19 protein-coding genes are annotated in these 17,823 nt (G+C 70.1%); 10 read left to right on the top strand and 9 right to left on the bottom strand.

Annotated features, from left to right (window positions below):
* The first annotated feature begins 47 nt into the window (after positions 1 to 47).
* Entirely contained in the window at positions 48 to 464 is a 417-nt protein-coding gene (locus OG266_RS31390; protein ID WP_371549741.1) for an ATP-binding protein, read from the top strand.
* Positions 465 to 584: 120 nt separating this feature from the next.
* Positions 585 to 1,301 carry a PH domain-containing protein gene (locus tag OG266_RS31385; RefSeq protein ID WP_371549739.1) on the top strand — a complete coding sequence of 239 codons (717 nt, stop codon included), beginning with the start codon at positions 585 to 587 and terminating at the stop codon, positions 1,299 to 1,301.
* A gap of 87 nt (positions 1,302 to 1,388) precedes the next feature.
* Here OG266_RS31385 and OG266_RS31380 read toward each other — a convergent pair whose 3' ends face one another.
* The 3 genes from OG266_RS31380 to OG266_RS31370 form a co-directional block, all read right to left on the bottom strand.
* Positions 1,389 to 2,267 (bottom strand): esterase/lipase family protein, encoded by an 879-nt coding sequence (locus tag OG266_RS31380; protein WP_371549737.1) that lies wholly within the window; start codon positions 2,265 to 2,267, stop codon positions 1,389 to 1,391.
* Positions 2,268 to 2,458: 191 nt separating this feature from the next.
* On the bottom strand, positions 2,459 to 2,887 hold the full coding sequence (locus OG266_RS31375) for a hypothetical protein (RefSeq protein ID WP_266826726.1): 429 nt from the start codon (positions 2,885 to 2,887) through the stop codon (positions 2,459 to 2,461).
* A 75-nt stretch (positions 2,888 to 2,962) separates the two neighbouring features.
* The gene (locus OG266_RS31370) at positions 2,963 to 3,892 is read right to left on the bottom strand and encodes a hypothetical protein (protein ID WP_371549734.1); all 930 of its coding nucleotides are present in this window, start codon (positions 3,890 to 3,892) and stop codon (positions 2,963 to 2,965) included.
* Between the two features lie 292 nt (positions 3,893 to 4,184).
* On the opposite strand from OG266_RS31370, the gene OG266_RS31365 reads away from it, so the two are divergent.
* The 3 genes from OG266_RS31365 to OG266_RS31355 are packed head-to-tail and all read left to right on the top strand — an operon-like array spanning position 4,185 to position 7,101.
* Positions 4,185 to 5,333, top strand: a complete 1,149-nt coding sequence (locus OG266_RS31365; RefSeq protein WP_266463446.1) for a sensor histidine kinase — start codon at positions 4,185 to 4,187, stop codon at positions 5,331 to 5,333.
* Positions 5,330 to 6,451, top strand: a complete 1,122-nt coding sequence (locus tag OG266_RS31360; RefSeq protein WP_371549732.1) for a hypothetical protein — start codon at positions 5,330 to 5,332, stop codon at positions 6,449 to 6,451. The genes OG266_RS31365 and OG266_RS31360 overlap by 4 nt, the downstream gene beginning before the upstream one ends.
* Positions 6,427 to 7,101 carry a response regulator gene (locus tag OG266_RS31355; protein ID WP_371549730.1) on the top strand — a complete coding sequence of 225 codons (675 nt, stop codon included), beginning with the start codon at positions 6,427 to 6,429 and terminating at the stop codon, positions 7,099 to 7,101. Before OG266_RS31360 ends, OG266_RS31355 begins: the two co-directional genes overlap by 25 nt.
* A 25-nt stretch (positions 7,102 to 7,126) precedes the next feature.
* Here OG266_RS31355 and OG266_RS31350 read toward each other — a convergent pair whose 3' ends face one another.
* Entirely contained in the window at positions 7,127 to 7,783 is a 657-nt protein-coding gene (locus OG266_RS31350) for a response regulator (RefSeq protein ID WP_371549728.1), read from the bottom strand.
* A 1-nt stretch (position 7,784) separates the two neighbouring features.
* Complete coding sequence (locus tag OG266_RS31345; RefSeq protein ID WP_371549726.1) at positions 7,785 to 8,918, bottom strand: sensor histidine kinase; 1,134 nt, start codon at positions 8,916 to 8,918, stop codon at positions 7,785 to 7,787.
* Positions 8,919 to 9,145: 227 nt separating this feature from the next.
* On the opposite strand from OG266_RS31345, the gene OG266_RS31340 reads away from it, so the two are divergent.
* Both OG266_RS31340 and OG266_RS31335 read left to right on the top strand, forming a co-directional pair.
* Entirely contained in the window at positions 9,146 to 9,742 is a 597-nt protein-coding gene (locus tag OG266_RS31340) for a hypothetical protein (protein WP_266463433.1), read from the top strand.
* A 108-nt stretch (positions 9,743 to 9,850) separates the two neighbouring features.
* Positions 9,851 to 11,461: a hypothetical protein gene (locus OG266_RS31335; RefSeq protein WP_371553028.1), complete on the top strand. Its 1,611-nt coding sequence runs from the start codon at positions 9,851 to 9,853 to the stop codon at positions 11,459 to 11,461.
* Here the strand turns inward: OG266_RS31335 and OG266_RS31330 are convergent.
* Positions 11,415 to 13,466, bottom strand: coding sequence for a bifunctional glycosyltransferase 87/phosphatase PAP2 family protein (locus OG266_RS31330; RefSeq protein ID WP_371549723.1), 2,052 nt, complete (start codon positions 13,464 to 13,466; stop codon positions 11,415 to 11,417). The genes OG266_RS31335 and OG266_RS31330 overlap by 47 nt on opposite strands.
* Before the next feature lie 377 nt (positions 13,467 to 13,843).
* On the opposite strand from OG266_RS31330, the gene OG266_RS31325 reads away from it, so the two are divergent.
* Entirely contained in the window at positions 13,844 to 14,515 is a 672-nt protein-coding gene (locus OG266_RS31325) for an O-methyltransferase (RefSeq protein ID WP_371549721.1), read from the top strand.
* Positions 14,516 to 14,524: 9 nt separating this feature from the next.
* On the opposite strand, the gene OG266_RS31320 is transcribed toward OG266_RS31325, so the two are convergent.
* Entirely contained in the window at positions 14,525 to 14,920 is a 396-nt protein-coding gene (locus OG266_RS31320; protein ID WP_266463423.1) for a hypothetical protein, read from the bottom strand.
* Between the two features lie 120 nt (positions 14,921 to 15,040).
* Here OG266_RS31320 and OG266_RS31315 point away from each other — a divergent pair, with 120 nt between their 5' ends.
* On the top strand, positions 15,041 to 15,466 hold the full coding sequence (locus OG266_RS31315; RefSeq protein ID WP_371549718.1) for a DUF1992 domain-containing protein: 426 nt from the start codon (positions 15,041 to 15,043) through the stop codon (positions 15,464 to 15,466).
* A gap of 252 nt (positions 15,467 to 15,718) precedes the next feature.
* Here OG266_RS31315 and OG266_RS31310 read toward each other — a convergent pair whose 3' ends face one another.
* Positions 15,719 to 16,432: a hypothetical protein gene (locus tag OG266_RS31310; RefSeq protein ID WP_371549717.1), complete on the bottom strand. Its 714-nt coding sequence runs from the start codon at positions 16,430 to 16,432 to the stop codon at positions 15,719 to 15,721.
* A gap of 5 nt (positions 16,433 to 16,437) precedes the next feature.
* Positions 16,438 to 17,127 carry a hypothetical protein gene (locus tag OG266_RS31305; protein ID WP_371549715.1) on the bottom strand — a complete coding sequence of 230 codons (690 nt, stop codon included), beginning with the start codon at positions 17,125 to 17,127 and terminating at the stop codon, positions 16,438 to 16,440.
* Positions 17,128 to 17,308: 181 nt separating this feature from the next.
* Here OG266_RS31305 and OG266_RS31300 point away from each other — a divergent pair, with 181 nt between their 5' ends.
* Positions 17,309 to 17,818: a GNAT family N-acetyltransferase gene (locus OG266_RS31300; RefSeq protein WP_329547905.1), complete on the top strand. Its 510-nt coding sequence runs from the start codon at positions 17,309 to 17,311 to the stop codon at positions 17,816 to 17,818.
* Positions 17,819 to 17,823: the final 5 nt, after the last annotated feature.

Raw genomic sequence — 17,823 nt, 5'->3', positions numbered from 1 at the left:
TGTTCGGTCGGTAGCTCAGCGTAGCGAACGGCCGCCACGATCGTCCTGTGAACGAACTCTTCCCTCCCCCACCCGTCCAGTACGGCATGCGCTTCACGGTCGGCGAGCACTCGGCGGGTCACGTACGGCGGATCGTCCGCGCCTACCTCCGCCACTGGGGCATGCCGGACCTGACCGACCCCGTCGGCCTGGCGGTCACCGAGCTGCTCGCCAACGTTCTGCGTCATGTCCCGGACCGCAACTGCGAGTTGCTGGTCCTGCGGCAGTCGTACGGCGTCCGCGTCGAGGTGTCGGACAGCTCGGCCGACCTCCCGACCGTCTCGGCCCCCGACGGTGACTCGGAGGGCGGCCGAGGCCTGGTCCTCGTCGAGGCGATGGCCGACGAGTGGGGTGTGGAGCCGACCGGAGGCGGCAAGACGGTGTGGTTCGAGTGCGCTGCGGCCAAGGAGGACGAAAGGCATTAGAGGCGTCCCGGAATGGTCCCGAAGTCACAACAACCCCTCGACACAGGGTAGTTGGAGCTTCACCATGGTGCCCCATGGCATATGCCGACGGGTGGGCCATGCCGAGCCAGGGGGGTCACTGTGGGATACGAACGACTGCCGCGCGAGTACCGGATGAGACCGTCCCGGAGGAACGCGTTCCTCGGGGTGATGGTCGTGGGCACACTGGCCGTGGTGCTGCCCATGGTGACCGCCGACGACTTACCCGCCGCGTTCAAGTACCTCTTCCTCCTGGGATGGGTGCTGCTCTTCGGGTGGCTCTTCTACGCGACCCTGCGCTGCTCCACCAGCGCGAACATCAAGGCGCTCGATGTGCGCGGCATGATCAGGCACCGGCGGTTGGCATGGGAGGACATCCAGGACATCAGGTCGGAGTTCAGCGCGGCGGGGGCGGCGCAGAGCGGTGCGGCCAGCGTGCTGGTGCACGCGTACGACCGGAACGGCGCCAAGGTGCTGCTGCCGTTCGTCGACGACATTCATGTGAACGTCGAGCGTGAACTCACGCTGCTGCTGGAGGCATGGCAGGAACTGCGCGGTGAGGACTGGGCGCCCGACCCGGCGGCCGCCGTTCGCATCGACCGGCGCGATGCCCGCCAGGCGGCCCTCATGGCGGGGTTCGCCGTCGCGATGATCGCGCTCATCCCGCTGACCGTACTGATGCTGCTCCCACTCTTCGTCGACCTGCCGGAGTGGCTGGAGTCGATCCTGTCACCGCTCACGGTCATGGGACTGGGACTGCCCTTGATCTTCGTACTGACAGCGCTCTCCACGTACCGCAACCGCCGCCCCAGCGGCTGACATTCCGGCGGTCATGCGGACGACCCGAAAGAGGGGCGGTCGCCGTCAGTGCGACGACCGCCCCTCGTTCACTGCGTGTTGCGGGACTCAGGCCGAGGACGGGCGGTACACCGCAATGCGTGCCATCTCCACAGGAGCGGCGTACCGGTTCCAACTGGTCCACGTGGAGTTGTTCTTGATCCGCGAGTTGTACGTTCCGGTGGCGAGCTTGGGGAAGCTCACGTGACCGACCCGGCTGTCGTTGTACTGAATCTCGTGCTCCGCGGTACCTGCGATACCGGAGGACTCCGACACGTAGCCGTCGTGGAAGGCCGACATGGTGGTCCAGTCGGTGCCACCACTCATAGCGGAGTCGGGCATGGTGCTCGGGAGCGAATCGAGGAACGCGCTGCTCGGCCGCATGTCCTTGCACTGCTGCCACACGAACCTGCAGAGGCCGTCGTTGGTGCTGCCGCCGTGGGGGGTGGCGAGCGTCGCGACGTCCTCGATGTAGAGGTAATCCGGGAAGCCCGCGGCGTGGATTTTGGTGTAGTGCAGCGCGGCACGGACGACCAGACCACCCATGGAGTGGGCGACGACGTCGATCTTCTTGCTCCCCTTCGAGGGCTTTGAGAAGTTGTCGTAGACGTAGTTGGCGAATGCCTGGGCCACCACCCTGATCGGCGTGTCCTTGTTGCCGGGGAACTCGTGGCTGCAGTTCGTGTTGGCTTTGTAGTAGCCGAAGGTCAGAAGGCTTCCGCGCCACCCCTTGTCCGCGAAGTGATTACGGGCGGCGGACCAGGTAGCGCGGCAGTCGTGTCCGGACTTGGTCGGATCGCCCTGGATCCCGTGCACGAAGATGACCGTGTTGGTGTTCGTGGTCGACCGGGCCGGCGCCGCACTGGCCGGCGTGACTGTGAGCACGGTGACGGCAAGTGCCAGCACCGCGGAGAGAAACAGCGTGAGCCGTCTCAGCAATCCCTGCATGAAGATCCCCCGTGATTGATGGTCGATTCCGCCCAGGGCGGCCTGGTACGAAATTAAGGGACGGGCTGGAGAAGGACATGTCACGCGAACGCGTGACAGCGCCGCCGCCCCCGGCCTTGCGGGGATGCCATGAGAGAGGCATCCCCGCAAGGCACAGAAGCCCGTCAGCCTCGGCTACGCGGAAGCGGAGATCAGGTCGCCCACCTGTCGCAGGTGCTGGCGTTCACCCAGCGGTGCGAGCTGATGGAGTTGTTGGCCGAGTAGCCGCTGGTGAAGTAGTTGTCGGTGAGGTCTGAGGCGTAGCCCTCGTTGCGGGAGAGGCAGGTGTGGCCGCCGGTCCAGCCCGTGCCGGTTCCGTTGAAGAACTGGACCTCTTGGAAGTTGCCCTTGTTGAGGATGGACGAGGCCTTGTTGGAGTCGACGCCCCAGTCCGAGTCGTTGCCCGAGACCTTGCCGAGCTGCCCGACGCAGTCGACATAGTCGTAGGCGTACATGTAGCCGGCCGTGGCGGCCGAGTAGTTGTCGGAACAGGTCTCGGCGGCGTGCGCGGCGGAGACGGGGACGACGGTTCCGAGAGCGGCCATGCCCAGGACGGTCAGGGTGGCGGACAGTTTTCTCATGGGTGTAACTCCTCGATCATCTGATGGGTGGGACTCCCCGCGGCCATGACGCCACGGAAATCTTCGGTGGGGCGCCTACCGGATTTCGAGGTTCCTGGCCCGGGAAAGGGCGGTCATCCTCAGCTGCTGATAGGTCGCGAACTCTTCGGGGTAATCACGCAGCGTCTTTTCCCTGTATTCACCTTCGAGGGAACGCGCGGTCTCCCCGAGGGATGTTTCAAGGGCACACTCGGCCTCGGCCACAGCCAATTTCACCTCGGCGCTCTGGGCTTGGGCCGCATTCATTCCCTTGACCAGAGACTCCCGTTTCTGGCGTATCTCGTCCGGGCTCCCGAAGGGGTTTCCCGACTCGTTCATACATCGGGACCATGCCTTGACCGCGGTGACCAGGCGCTCGTCCTGGAGAATCTGTGGGACATACAGCGGAGTCAGCCCGGTCACGGTCTTCTTGACCCGGAACCAGGTCGGATGGTCGCCGTAGAGCCGCTCCTGCGCTTCGACGTGACAGCCTTCGCGTGGTGTCCGGATGGTGCCGCCGGACGGCAGTCCGACGGATATGGCGTCGTCGAAATCGCCGTCGAGCGCGCGGGAGTAGCGGATGCGCTCCTGCTCGGGGAGTGCGTTGTGGTAGGTGACATTGGGGTGACTGCGGCGTGCCTTCTCGGCCGCGATGTCGAAGGGCCGGCCGTAGCCGTAACGGCGAGCCCACTCCACGTCGTCCACCACGTACGCCCCGGCCTTGCGTTCCGCGACGCTCGCCACCGGCGCCGGCCAGTAGGGGTGGCCCTGGCGCTCCATGCAGTTCTCGACGAGTTCTTCCTCCGCGCGGTCGACCTGGACCTCCTCCGCGACGGTCAGGTCTCTGACCTGTTCGCCCGCCCCGCCGACCACTTCGCCTTTCTGCGGCCGTTCCATATCCTTCGGGTTTCCGCTCTCGGCCTCGCAGCCGGCCACCAGGCAGACGATGAGAGCCAGTGAAAGAAGGACGGAGGATTTTCCCTTCACACGAACTTCGAATAACACCCGAGATTCCCCCCTAACACCCGAGATTCCCCCTCGATCGGCCCGGTTCCGAAGATTACGGGGCGGGCCGGAGGAAGGCATGTCACGCGAACGCGTGACATGCGCCGCCGCCCCTGCGCCGCGAGATATCGCGAGTGCCCCTGTCGGTCGCGCTCGCGTTCGTCTAAGCTCAGCAGCCGGTCTCGTCGGCGTGCGGAGGAAACGTTGTGAGGAAAGCGGTCGAAATTCCCTCACTTCTCTTAGCGGAGGCGGGAATTCCTTTGGCGGAGAATCCGTGTTGACGCAGGGACCCGCCCAGCTTCAGCTTCGGCGCAAGTCGGCGCGCCTGTCCGCTGTCCTGCGGGCGGCCAGTTCCGTCGGGGCGGCCGTGGTCGCCGTGGTCGGCCTCGCACCGCCCGCCCGCCCCGCCTGGGTGGCCGTCGCGGTCGTCGGACTGCTGGTGTGGAGCGGCCTGTTCACCGTCCTGATGTTCCGCCCGGAACCTCGGCCCTGGCTCTACGCCGGTGACATCGCCGTCGTCCTGCTGCTCTGCCTGGCGCACGGCAAGCTCGTCCCGGCCGAGGTCCTGGGAGCGAGCGCGGGCAGCGGATGGGTCGACATGGTCGCCAGCACCGGCGTCTTCATCGCCCAGTTCGTGCTGCGGCAGCCCTGGGCGATGGCGGCGGCGATCGCCATCGCGGTGGCCTACGCGGTGGGCGCCCCCGGCGTACGGGAAGCCCCCGTCATCCTGGTGCTCCAGGGGCTGCTGGCCGCCGCCGTCGTGGTCCTGCTGCGGCACGGAGCGCGCAGGGCGGACCGCGCACTGTCGGAGGAGGCATCGGCGCGGGCGTCGGCGCGGGCCCGGTCCGCCGCCCGCAGCGACGAACTGGAGCAGCAGCGGCTGCTGCACGACACCGTGCTCGCCACGCTCACCATCGTGGGCACCGGCAGCATCACCCGTTACTCCGCCGCGCTGCCGGAACGGGCCGCGGCCGACCTGGCCGTCATCGAGAACCTGCGGGCGCACCCCGGCGCGGCACGCGATGTGGCGCACGACCCCGCCCCGCTGGATGTCGAGCTGCGCACCGTCGTTCTGACGCGCCGCGTCGGACTCCCGCCACTGGACATCGAGTTCGACGTGCCGCCGCTGGACCTGCCGCACGAGGTCGTGGTGGCCCTCTCGCAAGGGGTCGCCGAGGCCCTGACCAATGTGGCCCAGCACGCGAACACCCGCGCCGCCCGGGTCACGGCCCGGCGTGCCGGTGAGGGCGTCACCGTCGAAGTCCACGACAGCGGAAGCGGGTTCGACCCCATGACCGTCGCCTCCCACCGACGCGGACTGCGGGAATCGGTCTACGGCCGGATGCGTGCCGTGGGCGGCAGCGCCCGGGCGGAATCGTCCCCCGGCGCCGGCACCCGGGTCGTGCTGAGGTGGGAACCATGACCGCCGACGTCGTAAAGGGCATGGTCGCCACCCGTTTCGCCAAGGCCGTCAACATCGGTCTTGTGGTGATCGTCGGCGTCTGGCACCTCGGCCTGGACACCCTGCTGGTGCTCAGGGGCTGGCCGGTGTACGAGCCGCGGGCCGCCGCCGCGGGCTCCTGGCTGGCCCTCACGCTCGTGCTGACGGTCGGTGCGGTCCTGCTGCTGCGTTCGGCGCTCGGCACGGGCACCGCGCGGATGCTTGCGGGGGCGGCGCTGGTCACCGGCGTCGTCGCCACCGCCGCGTACCCGGCGGGCGAAGCGATCGGCGATGTGAGCTGGGCGGGGAACACCGTGGGCTGGTTCGGCGTACTGCTGCTGATACAGCGTCCGCTGTGGGAGCTGATCACCCTGCTCGCCGCCAACACGGCTGTCACGGTGGGCTTCCTGGCCGCCGACGGCGCACTCGACCATGTCACCGTCTCCCGCCTGCTGGCCATGATCTACACCACCGCCGGTATCCAGTTGACCTTCGCGTACCTGGCACGGCAGCTCAACGACGGTGCGAGGGAAGCCACCGAGATCGCCGCGGGACAGGCGGAGTACCTCGCCCGCGCGACCGCCGACGAGACCGTGCACGCCGAGCGCCGGCGCCGCTATGAGTACCTGCGCATCAGGGTGGAACCACTGCTGAGTGGTCTGGCGGAACGTCGACTGGACCCGGCGGACACCGTCGTACGCCAGCGTGCCGCCGTGGAGGCGGCCCGGCTGCGGAGGCTGTTCGTGGAGACGGACGACACCCCGCACCCGCTCCTGCACGAACTGCGGGCCTGTGCCGATGTCGCCGAGCGGCGTGGCGTACGCGTGACCCTGCTGAGCTACGGCGAGTTGCCCGACCTGCCGGCCTCCGCCCGCCGCGAACTGGCGGAAGGAACCTTGCTGGTCCTGGCAACCGCAGCCACCCGAGCGCGCGTGACTGTGGTGACGACACCCGAGGACGTGGTGGTGAGCGTGGTGGCCGACGCCCCGCCGGAGACGCTCGTGGAATCGCCGGGCCCGCTCACCGTGTCCGCCGCGTACGACCAGGAGGAGGATCAGTTGTGGTGGGAAACCCGATGGCCCTTACGTCCGGCTCCCTGACCGTTGCCATCGTCGACGACCACCCTGTCGTCATCGAAGGCATCCAGACCTGGCTGTCCGAGGAGCCGCGGATCTCGGTGGAGCACACCGGCGAAACCGCGGATGTGGAGCCCGGCGTCGCGGATGTCCTCATCCTCGATCTGAATCTGCACGGCAGACTCGTCATCGGCGACATCGCCACGCTGGCCGCGGCGGGCCAACGGGTCATCGCCTTCTCGCAGTTCACCGAGCAGCGGGTGGTGCTCGAATCGCTGGAGGCCGGCGCCTGCGAGTTCGTCGCGAAGAACGAAGGACGGGCCCACCTGGTGAACGCGGTGCTGGCGGCGGCGGGCGACAGACCGTACGTCACGCCCACGGCCGCGGGCGTCCTCGTCGGTGACCGCGGCGCGAGCAGACCCAAACTGTCCTCGCAGGAACGCACCGCCCTGCTCTGGTGGTTCCAGTCCATGTCGAAGGCTTCGGTCGCCCGCCGCATGGGCGTATCGGTTCACACGGTCGACGTGTACATCCGCCGCGCGAGAGTCAAGTACGCGCAGGTCGGCAGAACCGCACCGACAAAGGCGGACATGCTGGCCCGGGCGATCGAGGACGGCTTGGTGACACCCGACGACATCACGGGCTACGAGTCGGCGGCGGTCAGCGGGGGTTGAGCAGTTCTGCCGGTGGTGCAGGCCTTCACAGCAGCCCGAGATCCCGCGCCCGCAGCGCCGCCTGCGTACGGTCGCGCAGTGCCAGGCGGCTCAGGATGCGGGAGACGTGGTTCTTGACCGTGCCCTCGCTGAGGTACAGGCGTGCGGCGATCTCCCGGTTGGTGTGGCCGTGCGCCAGGAGCCGCAGGATGTCCGTCTCGCGTGGGCTCAGCGAGACGGCGGGGGCGGCCTTCGTCACGGGGGTGGGCGACGGGAGGGCAGCCGTCAGGTGGCGGGCGACCGTGGAGTCGAGCTGGGTGACGCCCGCGTGGGCCAGGCGTACCGCTTGGGCGAGTTCCTCGGCGGGGAGGTCCTTGAGGAGGTAGCCGTGGGCTCCGGCGCGCAGAGCCTGGACTACGTACTCCTCGTCGTCGAAGGTCGTCAGCATCACGACCCGGCACTCCGGCGCCCGGCCGCGCAGCACGGCCACCGCCTCGACGCCGTCCATCTCCGGCATCCGTACGTCCATCAGGACGACGTCCGGGCTCAGTTCGAGGGTCTTGGCGACGGCGTCCCGGCCGTCGACCGCCGTACCGACGACCTCGATACCGGGACGGATGGACAGCAGGGAGGCGATGCCGTCGCGGATGAGCCGCTGGTCGTCGACGACCAGCACTCTCACCCGCACCAACTCTTCATCCATGTCACGTCTTTCCTCGCGGAACCGTCACCGTAAGCCGCGTGCCCGCCCCCGGCCCGCTCTCGATGTCCACACTCCCCGCCACCAGTTGCACCCGTTCCCGCATCCCGACAAGACCGAACCCACCGGCCGCCGAATCCGCCGCGTCCGGCGCGAAGCCCAGGCCGTCGTCGGTCACGACCATCCGCGCCGCCTCCCCCTCCAGACAGACCACCACCGTCACCCGCGAAGCCCGCGCATGACGCCGCGCGTTGGTCACGCCTTCCTGCGCGGCCCGGTACAGGGCGGTCAACTCGGCTGCTCCGTAAGCGTTCTCGTCTCCACTCACCTCGACGGTGACCCGCGGCGGCGTCGCTCCGTCCTCCGCGAGCCCGGCCAGCGCGACCGAGAGCGAAGGCCGCGCCGCCTCGTCGCGCAGCGCACGCACCGACTGCCGTACGTCGCCCAGCGCGAGCCGCACCGACCGCCGGGCCTCGTTCAGCGCGCGCTGGGCCGCGTCGGGGTCCAGGGCCCGGAAGTCCGAGGCCATCTCCAACTGCACGGACATCGCGGTGAGATGGTGCCCGAGACTGTCGTGGATGTCGCGGGCCAGCCGGTTGCGTTCGGTGGCGGCGGAGAGCTCGGCGACCTGTGCCGCGTACTCCTCCACCTCGCGCCGTGCGCGCTGCTCGCCGACCGCCACGGCGGCCATGGAGAGCGCGAGGACCAGGCCGACGGTGAGCATCAGCAGGTCGGACACGTGCTCCAGGTCGCGGTACCAGCCGGGTGCGGTCAGCACGTACGCGGTGAGCAGCCCGGCCAGGCACAGGGCGCCGAGGACGAGCGCGGTCGTGCGGCCGAAGGCGAAGTAGGCGGTGAACGGCAGCAGCACGAACAGCACTTGGGACAGTCCCGAGGCGTCGAGGACCACCACCGCGCCGATCAGAGCGCACCGCGCGAGCAGCAACGGCACCCGGGCGGCGGGCCGGCGCCCTCCCATCGCCTCCAGGGCGAAGAGCGCCCCGAGCACGGCGACGAAGCCGGCCGCCCGCCACCACCCCGTCGGTCCCGGGCCGGCCGCCGCGTAGTACAGACCGCCGACGAGGACCACGCCGTACAGCAGCGGAGCCACCCACCGCACGGGCACGAAAACGGCCATAGGCACCCCCTGTCGTCGCCAGGCTAAGCCGGGGGCGGCCCCTGGGTGAGACCGGCGGGAGAACTCAGGGCAGCTCGGGCCGAACGGCACATGCCGAACGGCCTTCCCCCGCACGGGAGATGGTGACTTCCGTCCGCTGCCATGGCCGCTCTGCACCTCCTCTCCCCCCTCGACCGCTTCTTACGGTTGCCGCCCTGCCCCACCGTCCGAGCAACCGGAGAGACCCCATGTATTCGCCCTTCCGTACCGCCGCCCTGTGCGGAGCCCTGTCCGGCCTGCTGCTCGCCCTCCCCGCGCTGATCGAGGCGTTCACCGGGGAGACCTCCGCGACCAGCGTCCTGTTCGCCCTCTCCCCCGCGTTCGCGCTGCCCCTGCTCACCGCGCTGCACCGCAGGCAGAGCGCGGTCACCGGCCGCTTCGGGGACCTCGCCCACACCGTGAACCTCGTCGGTCTCGGGCTGTTCGGCGGTGCCGCGTTCGCCGCGAACCTGGTTCTGTTCCACTTCGACGACGCCGTCATCGACGAGGCGCTGGCCGGCGGCCCCACGGTCCCCGTGCTCATCGGCTCGGCGGCCGTGTTCGCCGTGGGCTGCGCCCTGTTCGGGGCGACGCTGATCCGCGCCCGGGTGTTCCCGAGGATCCCGTCGTGGGGATACGCCGTCGTGCTGCCGCTGTTCGCGTTCCTGACCTCGCTGCCCGACTCCCTGCTCACGGTCGCGCTGCACATCCTGGTCGGCGCCGTCCTGATCTGGCTCGCGGCCGCACTGTGGCAGCACGCGGAGGCAACGGCTTTGTCCACGTCGCGACTTCCCGTGGCTCCCTGATGAACGTTTTCGGTCCACTTCGCGTCTACACACTTGGCGCAGCCGACCCGCACCTTCGAAGACATCGAACGGAAACCCAGAGCCGTGGCCTCTGCCGCACTGACCGACCTGACCCTCGTCCGGCCGGACCGCACGGCCCCGCCCCGGAACCATCCCGTCCGCAGGTTCTGGCACCGCCACCGCCTCCCGCTCCTCGCGACGCTCCCCACGCTCCCGCTGTACGCCGTGTGGTGGGTGTTCCTCGCCACCGGCGGCGGCGACCTCGCGGCCCAGGAGGCATGGGCCCAGTTCGCGTCACGGAACGGCGGATCGGCGTACAACCTGTTCTGGTACGGCGGGATGCACACCGCCAACTACAGCCTGATATCCCCGTACTTGATGGCCACGCTGGGTGTCCGCACGGTGACCGTGGCCTCCGGGCTCGCCGCGACCTGGCTGGCGGCCGTGCTGATCGGCCGTACGGGGATACGGCGGCCGGTGGCCCCGGCACTGCTCGCCTCGCTCGCGCTGTGGTGCAACGTCGCCTCGGGGCGTACGACGTTCGCGCTCGGCGTGGCCTTCGGGCTCGCCGCCTGTGTGCTGCTGACGCGCGAACGGCGGCTGCTGCTCGCGACGGCGTACGCGGCCCTTGCGACGATGGCGAGTCCGGTGGCCGGGCTGTTCCTGGTGGTGGTGGGGGCGGCGTATCTCGTCGCACGGGACCGGGTGCGGGCCGCCGTGCTGCTGCTGCCGCCCGCCGTCGTGGTGGGTGCGACCACGCTGCTGTTCCCGTTCAGCGGCGAGCAGTTGATGCCGCCGGGCCGCATCGGGCCGCCCGTACTGCTCGGGCTGACGGTGGCCGTGCTGGCCCCGCGCGGCTGGCGGGTGGCGCGGTGGAGCGGCGTCGTCTACGCGGCCGGGACCGTCCTGACGTATCTGATCCCCTCACCCGTCGGCACGAACGTCGAGCGTTTCGCGGAACTGTTCGCACCCGCCGTACTCCTTGCGGTGCTGCTGGGCGCGCCGAGTCTCAAGCCCCTGAGGCGCACCGCGCTGATCGCGGCCCTGTGCTACTCGCTGTTCTGGGTCGGGCAGAAGACCGTCGACGACCTGGAGGTGTCGACGAACGTGCCCGCCTGGGCGGCCGACACCCAGGGCGTCATCACCGCCCTGGACCGGCTCGGCGCCGACCGCACCCGCGTCGAGGTGGTCCCGGCCCGCAACCACCGTGAGGCCACCGCGCTCGCCCCGCACGTGAACCTGGCGCGCGGCTGGAACCGCCAGCTGGACATCGAACGCGGCCGACTGTTCTACGACGGCACCTTCTCGGCGGCGACCTACCGGGCCTGGCTGGACCACTGGGCCGTCGGCCTCGTCGTCCTGCCCGGCGGCAAGCCGGACGGGTTCGCCGAGGAGGAGGCCCGCCTGGTCCGGAACCCGCCCGCGTGGCTGGAGCCGGTGTGGAGCGACGCCCACTGGCAGGTGTTCCGGGTGCGCGACGCGGCGCCGCTGGTGTCGGCGCCCGCCTCCGTCGTACGGACCACGAGCGCCGAGGTCGACGTGCGGATACCGAAGCCCGGCTCGGTGACCGTGCGGGTCGCGTACTCGCCGTGGCTGCGCGCCGACGGGGGCTGCCTCGCGCAGGACGGCGAGTTCACGCGGCTGACGGTCTCCCGGCCGGGCGAGTACCGGATCAGCTCCGAGTACGGCCCGTCACCGGGACCGGTTCCTCCGTGCTGACCTCGACCGGTTTCAGCAGCGTCCGGGGCCGCGGGCCCTGGAGCAGATAGGTCAGCCCGAAGCCGGCGCCCACGACGACCGCGCCGCCCGCCGCGTCGAGGATCCAGTGGTTGCCGGTCGCCACGATCGCGGAGGCCGTGAAGAACGGGTGCAGCAGGCCCAGTGCCTTCATCCACCACTTCGGCGCCAGGATCGCGATCACCAGCCCGCACCACAGCGACCAGCCGAAGTGCAGCGAGGGCATCGCCGCGTACTGGTTCGTGAGGGCGGTGAGCGTGCCGTAGTCCGGCTTGGAGAAGTCCTGGACGCCGTGCACCGTGTCGATGATGCCGAGGCCCGGCATCAGGCGCGGCGGGGCCAGCGGGTAGAGCCAGAAGCCGACGAGCGCGAACAGGGTGGCGAAGCCGAGCGCCGCGCGGGCCCAGCGGTAGTCGGCGGGGCGGCGGACGTAGAGCACGCCGAGGACCGACAGCGGCACGATGAAGTGGAACGACGTGTAGTAGAAGTCGAAGAAGCTCCGCAGCCAGTCGACCTTCACGACGGCGTGGTTGACCCAGTGCTCGATGTCGAGCTGCAGGAACCGCTCGATGGACAGGATCTGGTCCGCGTGGTGCTCGGCGGTGACCCGGCCACCGGTGTTGGTGCCGCCCGTCGCGGCCAGCCTGACCTGCTGGTACGCGGAGTAGCCGACGCGGATCAGGAGCAGTTCGAGCAGCAGGTTCGGGCGGGAGAGGACCCGGCCGAGGAACGGGAGCAGCGGGACACGGCTCCAGCGCGCGGGGACGGCGGGCGCGTACTCGGTGGGGATCGGCCTGCGGTAGTACTCGGACGTGCGGGACAGGAACGGCACGGCGAGAGCGGCGGCGAGCGCGGCGATCAGCACCACGTTGTCGCGCAGCGGGTAGAGCGCCGGCATGTTCGGCAGCATCATCTTCGCGGGCAGCGTGATGACGAGGATGACGGCGACGGGCCACATGTAGCGGTCCGAGGTCTTCTTGCCGACCCGTCCGACCACCGCGAGCAGCACCCACAGCAGCTGGTGCTGCCAGGTCGTGGGCGAGACGGCGACCGCGACACAGCCGGTGATCGCGACGGCGAGCAGCAGCTGACCGTCGCGCGCGTAGCGCACGGCCCTGCGCAGCCCGAGGAACGCGACGGCCGCGCCGAGCAGCAGGAAGAGGGCGATCTCCAGCGGGCCTTCCAGGCCGAGCCGCAGCAGCGCGCCGTGCAGGGACTGGTTGCCGAGGCCGTCCGCCTTGCCGCCGAGACCGACGCCCGCCAGGTGGTGCACCCAGTAGGTGTACGAGTCGTGCGGCATCGCGGCCCAGGCGAGCGCGGTGAGGGCCCCGAAGGTGGCACCAGTGGTCGCGGCGGCGTGTCTGCGGCCGGTGAACCAGAGCAGCGGCGCGAAGAGCAGCACGGTCGGCTGCAGGGCGGCGGCGAGGCCGATCAGGACGCCGCTGGCCCGCTGCCCGCGTACGGCGAAGCAGCCGAGCAGGACGAGGAGCACCGGGATGATGCTGGTCTGGCCGAGGTAGAGGGTGTTGCGCACGGGCAGCGACAGCATCAGGAGGCTGATCGCGACGGGTGCGGCGAGCAGCGAGGCCCGCCGGGTCACGGGCTTGGGCAGTGCGCGCGCCACGACCAGGCCGAGCGCGACGACAAGCAGCAGGGTGCCGAAGGTCCAGCCCCAGCCGAGGGCCTGTTCCGCCGAACGGGTGAGAGGTTTGAGGACGAGTCCCCCGAACGGGGTCCCGGTGAACTGCGAGGAGTCGTACAGCGACCCCTTCACATGCAGGACGCCGTTCTCCCCGACCCAGGTCTCCAGATCCGTCAGCCGCTCCCCCTTCGGGGTGCTCAGGACGACGGTGAGCTGCCGTACGGCCAGCACCGCGGCGATCACCCACAGCCCGATGCGGACAGCCTTCAGCCGTGCCTTCGCCGTCTCGGCAGCCCCCGCCCCGAAGGCATTACCCGCTCTTCCGCCGTGCTCCACATTCGCCACGCCGCGTCGGCCCTCCCGCCCCGTCCGTCCCACGCGTCCCACGCGTGGGTATCTGTACCGGTCCCCTTGAGGCTCACACCGCCTCCGATGTGAGACGCAGGCAACCCCCACTTCACCTGACGTCCTTCCATCTTTTGTCCGGATGACGATAGTGCGCGAACGGTTCAGTTCCACCCCAGGTCCGCGACACAGATCACAGACGACCCCCCGAAAGGCCCCGAACGACCAGGTCGCCCCGCCTGCGCACGCGGCATTTCATCGACCGGATCCAGCCGCGAACACCCGGCACAAACCGCTGGAAAACCTCGGCGCCCGCGACTAGATTCACCTCTCGGACTAGTTAGCTCATCTAAATAGGCATACGAAAGGCATGGTGCATGAGCGAGTCGCAACTCTGGAACGACGTCGACGACTACTTCACCGCCCTCCTCGCCCCCGCCGACGACACCCTGGCCGCCGCCCTGAGCGACAGCGACGCGGCCGGACTGCCACCCATCAACGTCGCGCCGAACCAGGGCAAGCTGCTCCAGCTCCTCGCCCAGATCCAGGGCGCCCGCCGCATCCTGGAGATCGGCACGCTCGGCGGCTACAGCACGATCTGGCTGGGCCGCGCCCTCCCGGCCGACGGCCGCCTGATCAGCTTCGAGTACGACCCCGCACACGCCGAGGTCGCCCGCGGCAACCTCGCCCGCGCCGGCCTCGACAAGATCACCGAAGTGCGGGTCGGGCCCGCCCTCGAGTCGCTCCCGAAGCTGGCCGAGGAGAACCCGGAGCCGTTCGACTTCGTCTTCATCGACGCGGACAAGGTGAACAACCCGCACTACATCGAGTGGGCCGTCAAGCTCACCCGCCCCGGCAGTGTGATCGTCCTCGACAACGTCGTACGGGAGGGCGCGGTCACCGACGCGGACAGCACCGACCGGAGCGTGCGGGGCACCCGGGCCGCGCTCGAACTGATCGCCGCACACCCGAAGTTGAGCGGTACGGCGGTCCAGACGGTGGGGAGCAAGGGGTACGACGGGTTCGCGCTCGCCCGGGTACTGGCCTGAGGCCGCTGTTCACACCTCGTGGTAGAAGCCCACGTTCACGCTGTAGGGGCCGGTGCGGTCCAGGATGACGATCTCTCCGGCGCTGCCCGCGGGGAGCCTGGCCGTGCCGCCGTACGGGAGGGGCTGGGTCAGCTGGCCCGCCATCGTCAGCCGTACCTCGGACGAGGGCTCGGGGCGGGAACCCTGCAACCATGTGACCTGCCAGGAGCCGTCCGGGCCGCACAGGAACTCCAGGTGCACCCGGGACACGAACAGCCAGTCGTCCGGGGTCGCGAGACGGCACACGGCCTTGTCCCTGCCCACCCGCAGCATGGCACCGGGGTCGCTCGGTGCGTCGGCCATCAGCATCCCGGCCGTCGCGCCCGCGTCCGCCCCTGTTACCGAGGCCATGGTGAGTTCGAGCACGTGCGCTCCTTCAGTTTCCTGCCGGTCCAATTGTCCACGTACGGAGCGTGTTTGACGCGCCGCCGCCGCATGATAGTTCGCCCCGTCGCCCCTGCGTGCAGCCTCCTGCACAATGGACTCATGACCGAGCGCAAGCCACCCGGTGTCAGCTTCGAGTCCTGGATCGACCGACAGATCCGCGAGGCGGAGGCGCGCGGGGAGTTCGCGGAGCTTCCCGGGGCGGGGCGGCCCATGCCCGAGATCACCGACACGTCGTACGACGAACTGTGGTGGATCAAGCGGAAGATGGCCCGCGAGGGCCTGTCCGTACTGCCTCCCACCCTCGCCCTCCGCAAAGAGGCCGAGGACGCCCTCGCAGCGGCCGCCGCGGCCCCCTCCGAGCGGGTCGTACGCCGCATCATCGAAGACATCAACACCAAGATCCGCGAAGTCATGTTCAAACCCCCACCCGGCCCACCCCTCGGCCTCAAGCCGTACGACGTCGAAGACATCGTCCGAGACTGGCAAGAACGCCGGGAGGGCCCGACCGCCCCCACTGACAACTGAGACCGCGCCCCGGAACATGGTCCGGGGCGCGGCCTCAGTGACACCTACGGGCGGCTGCCGGTGGGGGGCGCGGGGCTCCACTCTTCAACCCCGGGCCAGGGGGGAGATCTTTCAGCCCGTCCGGCGTTTGAGGACGAGGCCGTTCAGGCCGATGGCGGGGGTCTGGGGGCGGCAGCCCCCAGGTACGGGACGGGTAGGGGCGGAGGGGGCGAAGAAAATCGGTGCTCCGGCGTCGGCCGGGTGTCGCCGGGGTCAGGACCTCAGTAGGCGTTCCGTTACCTCGCGGTAGTCCCTCAGGGCGAGCCGGAGTTGCTCGGTGTCGGCGCCGGTCTTCTCCTGCCAGGACGTACGCAGCTTGGTGCGGCGCCGGGAGACGGCGTCGGTGAAGCGCGCGGCGAGCTCCTCCAGTACCTGGTCGGCCTCCGCCACGGCGTCCCGGGGTTCGTCGACGAACCCACCGACGGCATGCCGGATCCGCAGCTCGAACTTGTCGCACTCGTCCTGCGGAAGCAGCCGGGCGTCGTGGTCCGGGACCTGCCGGGTTCCGGACGTCACGGGCCGCCCGCGGACCGCCGTATCGCCCCTGCCCTCACGGACCGCACTGTCCCCGGTGTCACGGCCAAGACCGCCGGCGCCCTCGCGGGACGACGCACCGTGGGTGCCTCGCCGAGCGTCGGGATCGCTCCCGCGGACCGTACCGGCCGAGCCGCTGACCGACTCGTCCGCGGAGGTGCCGACCCCCTCGCGGGCCACCGTGCCAGGAGCGGGCCGGACGGGGACGGCCCGGTGTACGGGCGGGTCCTCGCCGCCGGTCGGGGCCTCGCGGGCGGGAGCGGCCTCGCCGGGCGCCGGGCGCGCACTGCCCTTCGTCGGGTCGGAGCGCGTCGGGTCGGACCGTGTCTGGTCGGACCGTGTCGAGTCGGGGCGGGCAGGGTCCTTGGTCTCGTCGGCCGGCATGTCCTTCATGATGTTCAACTCCCCTTCGCCTGACGCCTGGTGAACGACCAGGGCAGGTGGGTTCGACCCTCGGGGACGGAGCCCTCCGGGCGGTTGGATGCGGTCGGCGCGGTGGGCGACTTCTCGTCCGCCCCGTTGCTCGACGTGTCCTGGCGGATCGGCGTCACCAGCTCCTCGAAGAGGGCGCGCGCCTCGACCATGGCCTTGCGCAGCCCCTCGGTGCTGGCGCCGTCACCGTCCGGGGTACGGGCCAGCGCGGCCCGGTGCACCCGGCGATAGCCGAGGACATGGGGCCCGTGGTGGACGGAGAGCGCGGCGTACTGCTCCTCGTACTGACCGTCGGGGAACCCGCGCGCCCCGGCCACCTCACCGATCAGCCGGTCGGCCTCGGCCACGGCCTCCCGGGGCGACTCGACGAAGCGTTCCTGCGCGGCCGCCCAGCGGACCACGTACTTGTCGCGGACCGCGGGCTCCAACGCCCGCTCCCGCAGCGAACCGTGCCGCCGCACGCGCTCCGCGAGGTCGTGCTCGGCGGCCTTGGTGTCGCCGTCGTGCCGGGCGACGGTCCGGTCGTATTCGGGCCCGAAGCGCCGCTGCAGGCTGCGTCCGCCCTGCGGCCTTCGAGCAAGGATGGTCACGGCGGCCGCGACAACGGCGACGGCCGCCACGATCACGATCAGAGCGATGATCACGCCTGTGGACATGGGTGCCTTCCCGGGTACTCCGACTTATTCGAATTGCTCGATCTGCTCGAACTGCTCGACCCAACGGGCCGGTTCCCGCACCGGGTTGCCCGCAGAACGCCTCTCAAACAGGAACGCCCCGGAGACCGCCCGCCGAAATCCGCTTGCGGACCGCGTACGGCACCTCGTGACAATGACCGCCATGACCCGTACGCCGGCTTCCTGGACCGTCGCCCCCGAACCCTTCGACTCCCCCGTCGCCGCCGCGCTGTGGCGGGCGTACTACACGGAGGTCAGCGACCGCTGGTACCTGCTCCACGAGGGGCACCCGACCGATCCGGCGGAGCTGGAGCGGGAGGTCGCCGCCGACACCGGGGACTATCTCGCGCCGCCCGGCGGGCTGCTGCTGGTCGCGCGGTACGACGGCGAGCCCGGCGGCACGGCGGGCGTGCGGATGCTCGACGCGGGCACGGGTGAGCTGAAACGGGTCTTCGTCAGCGAGCAGCTGCGCGGCAAGGGCGGCGGCCCCGTGCTCCTCGCGGCGGCCGAGGAGGCGGCACGCGGGCTCGGCGCCGAGCGGCTGATCCTCGACACGCGAAGCGACCTGGTGGAGGCGCGTGCGCTGTACGCCCGGCACGGTTACGAGGAGACCGAGCGGCACAACGACGACATCTACGCCGAGCACTGGTTCGAGAAACGGCTCAACAGGTAACCACA

The sequence above is a fragment of the Streptomyces sp. NBC_00554 genome (assembly GCF_041431135.1).
GTDB lineage: Bacteria > Actinomycetota > Actinomycetes > Streptomycetales > Streptomycetaceae > Streptomyces.
The sequence above is the reverse complement of the archived record's forward strand: the minus strand, read 5'-3'. Positions and strand labels throughout refer to the sequence as shown.

Coding starts and splice junctions, on each gene's coding strand:
- OG266_RS31300 (WP_329547905.1), top strand. CDS start 17,309: ATGACCCGTACGCCGGCTTCCTGGACCGTCGCCCCCGAACCCTTCGAC.
- OG266_RS31325 (WP_371549721.1), top strand. CDS start 13,844: ATGAGCGAGTCGCAACTCTGGAACGACGTCGACGACTACTTCACCGCC.
- OG266_RS31340 (WP_266463433.1), top strand. CDS start 9,146: ATGTATTCGCCCTTCCGTACCGCCGCCCTGTGCGGAGCCCTGTCCGGC.
- OG266_RS31350 (WP_371549728.1), bottom strand. CDS start 7,783: ATGGATGAAGAGTTGGTGCGGGTGAGAGTGCTGGTCGTCGACGACCAG.
- OG266_RS31375 (WP_266826726.1), bottom strand. CDS start 2,887: ATGAGAAAACTGTCCGCCACCCTGACCGTCCTGGGCATGGCCGCTCTC.
- OG266_RS31380 (WP_371549737.1), bottom strand. CDS start 2,267: ATGCAGGGATTGCTGAGACGGCTCACGCTGTTTCTCTCCGCGGTGCTG.
- OG266_RS31355 (WP_371549730.1), top strand. CDS start 6,427: ATGGCCCTTACGTCCGGCTCCCTGACCGTTGCCATCGTCGACGACCAC.
- OG266_RS31345 (WP_371549726.1), bottom strand. CDS start 8,918: ATGGCCGTTTTCGTGCCCGTGCGGTGGGTGGCTCCGCTGCTGTACGGC.
- OG266_RS31310 (WP_371549717.1), bottom strand. CDS start 16,432: ATGAAGGACATGCCGGCCGACGAGACCAAGGACCCTGCCCGCCCCGAC.
- OG266_RS31360 (WP_371549732.1), top strand. CDS start 5,330: ATGACCGCCGACGTCGTAAAGGGCATGGTCGCCACCCGTTTCGCCAAG.
- OG266_RS31315 (WP_371549718.1), top strand. CDS start 15,041: ATGACCGAGCGCAAGCCACCCGGTGTCAGCTTCGAGTCCTGGATCGAC.
- OG266_RS31305 (WP_371549715.1), bottom strand. CDS start 17,127: ATGTCCACAGGCGTGATCATCGCTCTGATCGTGATCGTGGCGGCCGTC.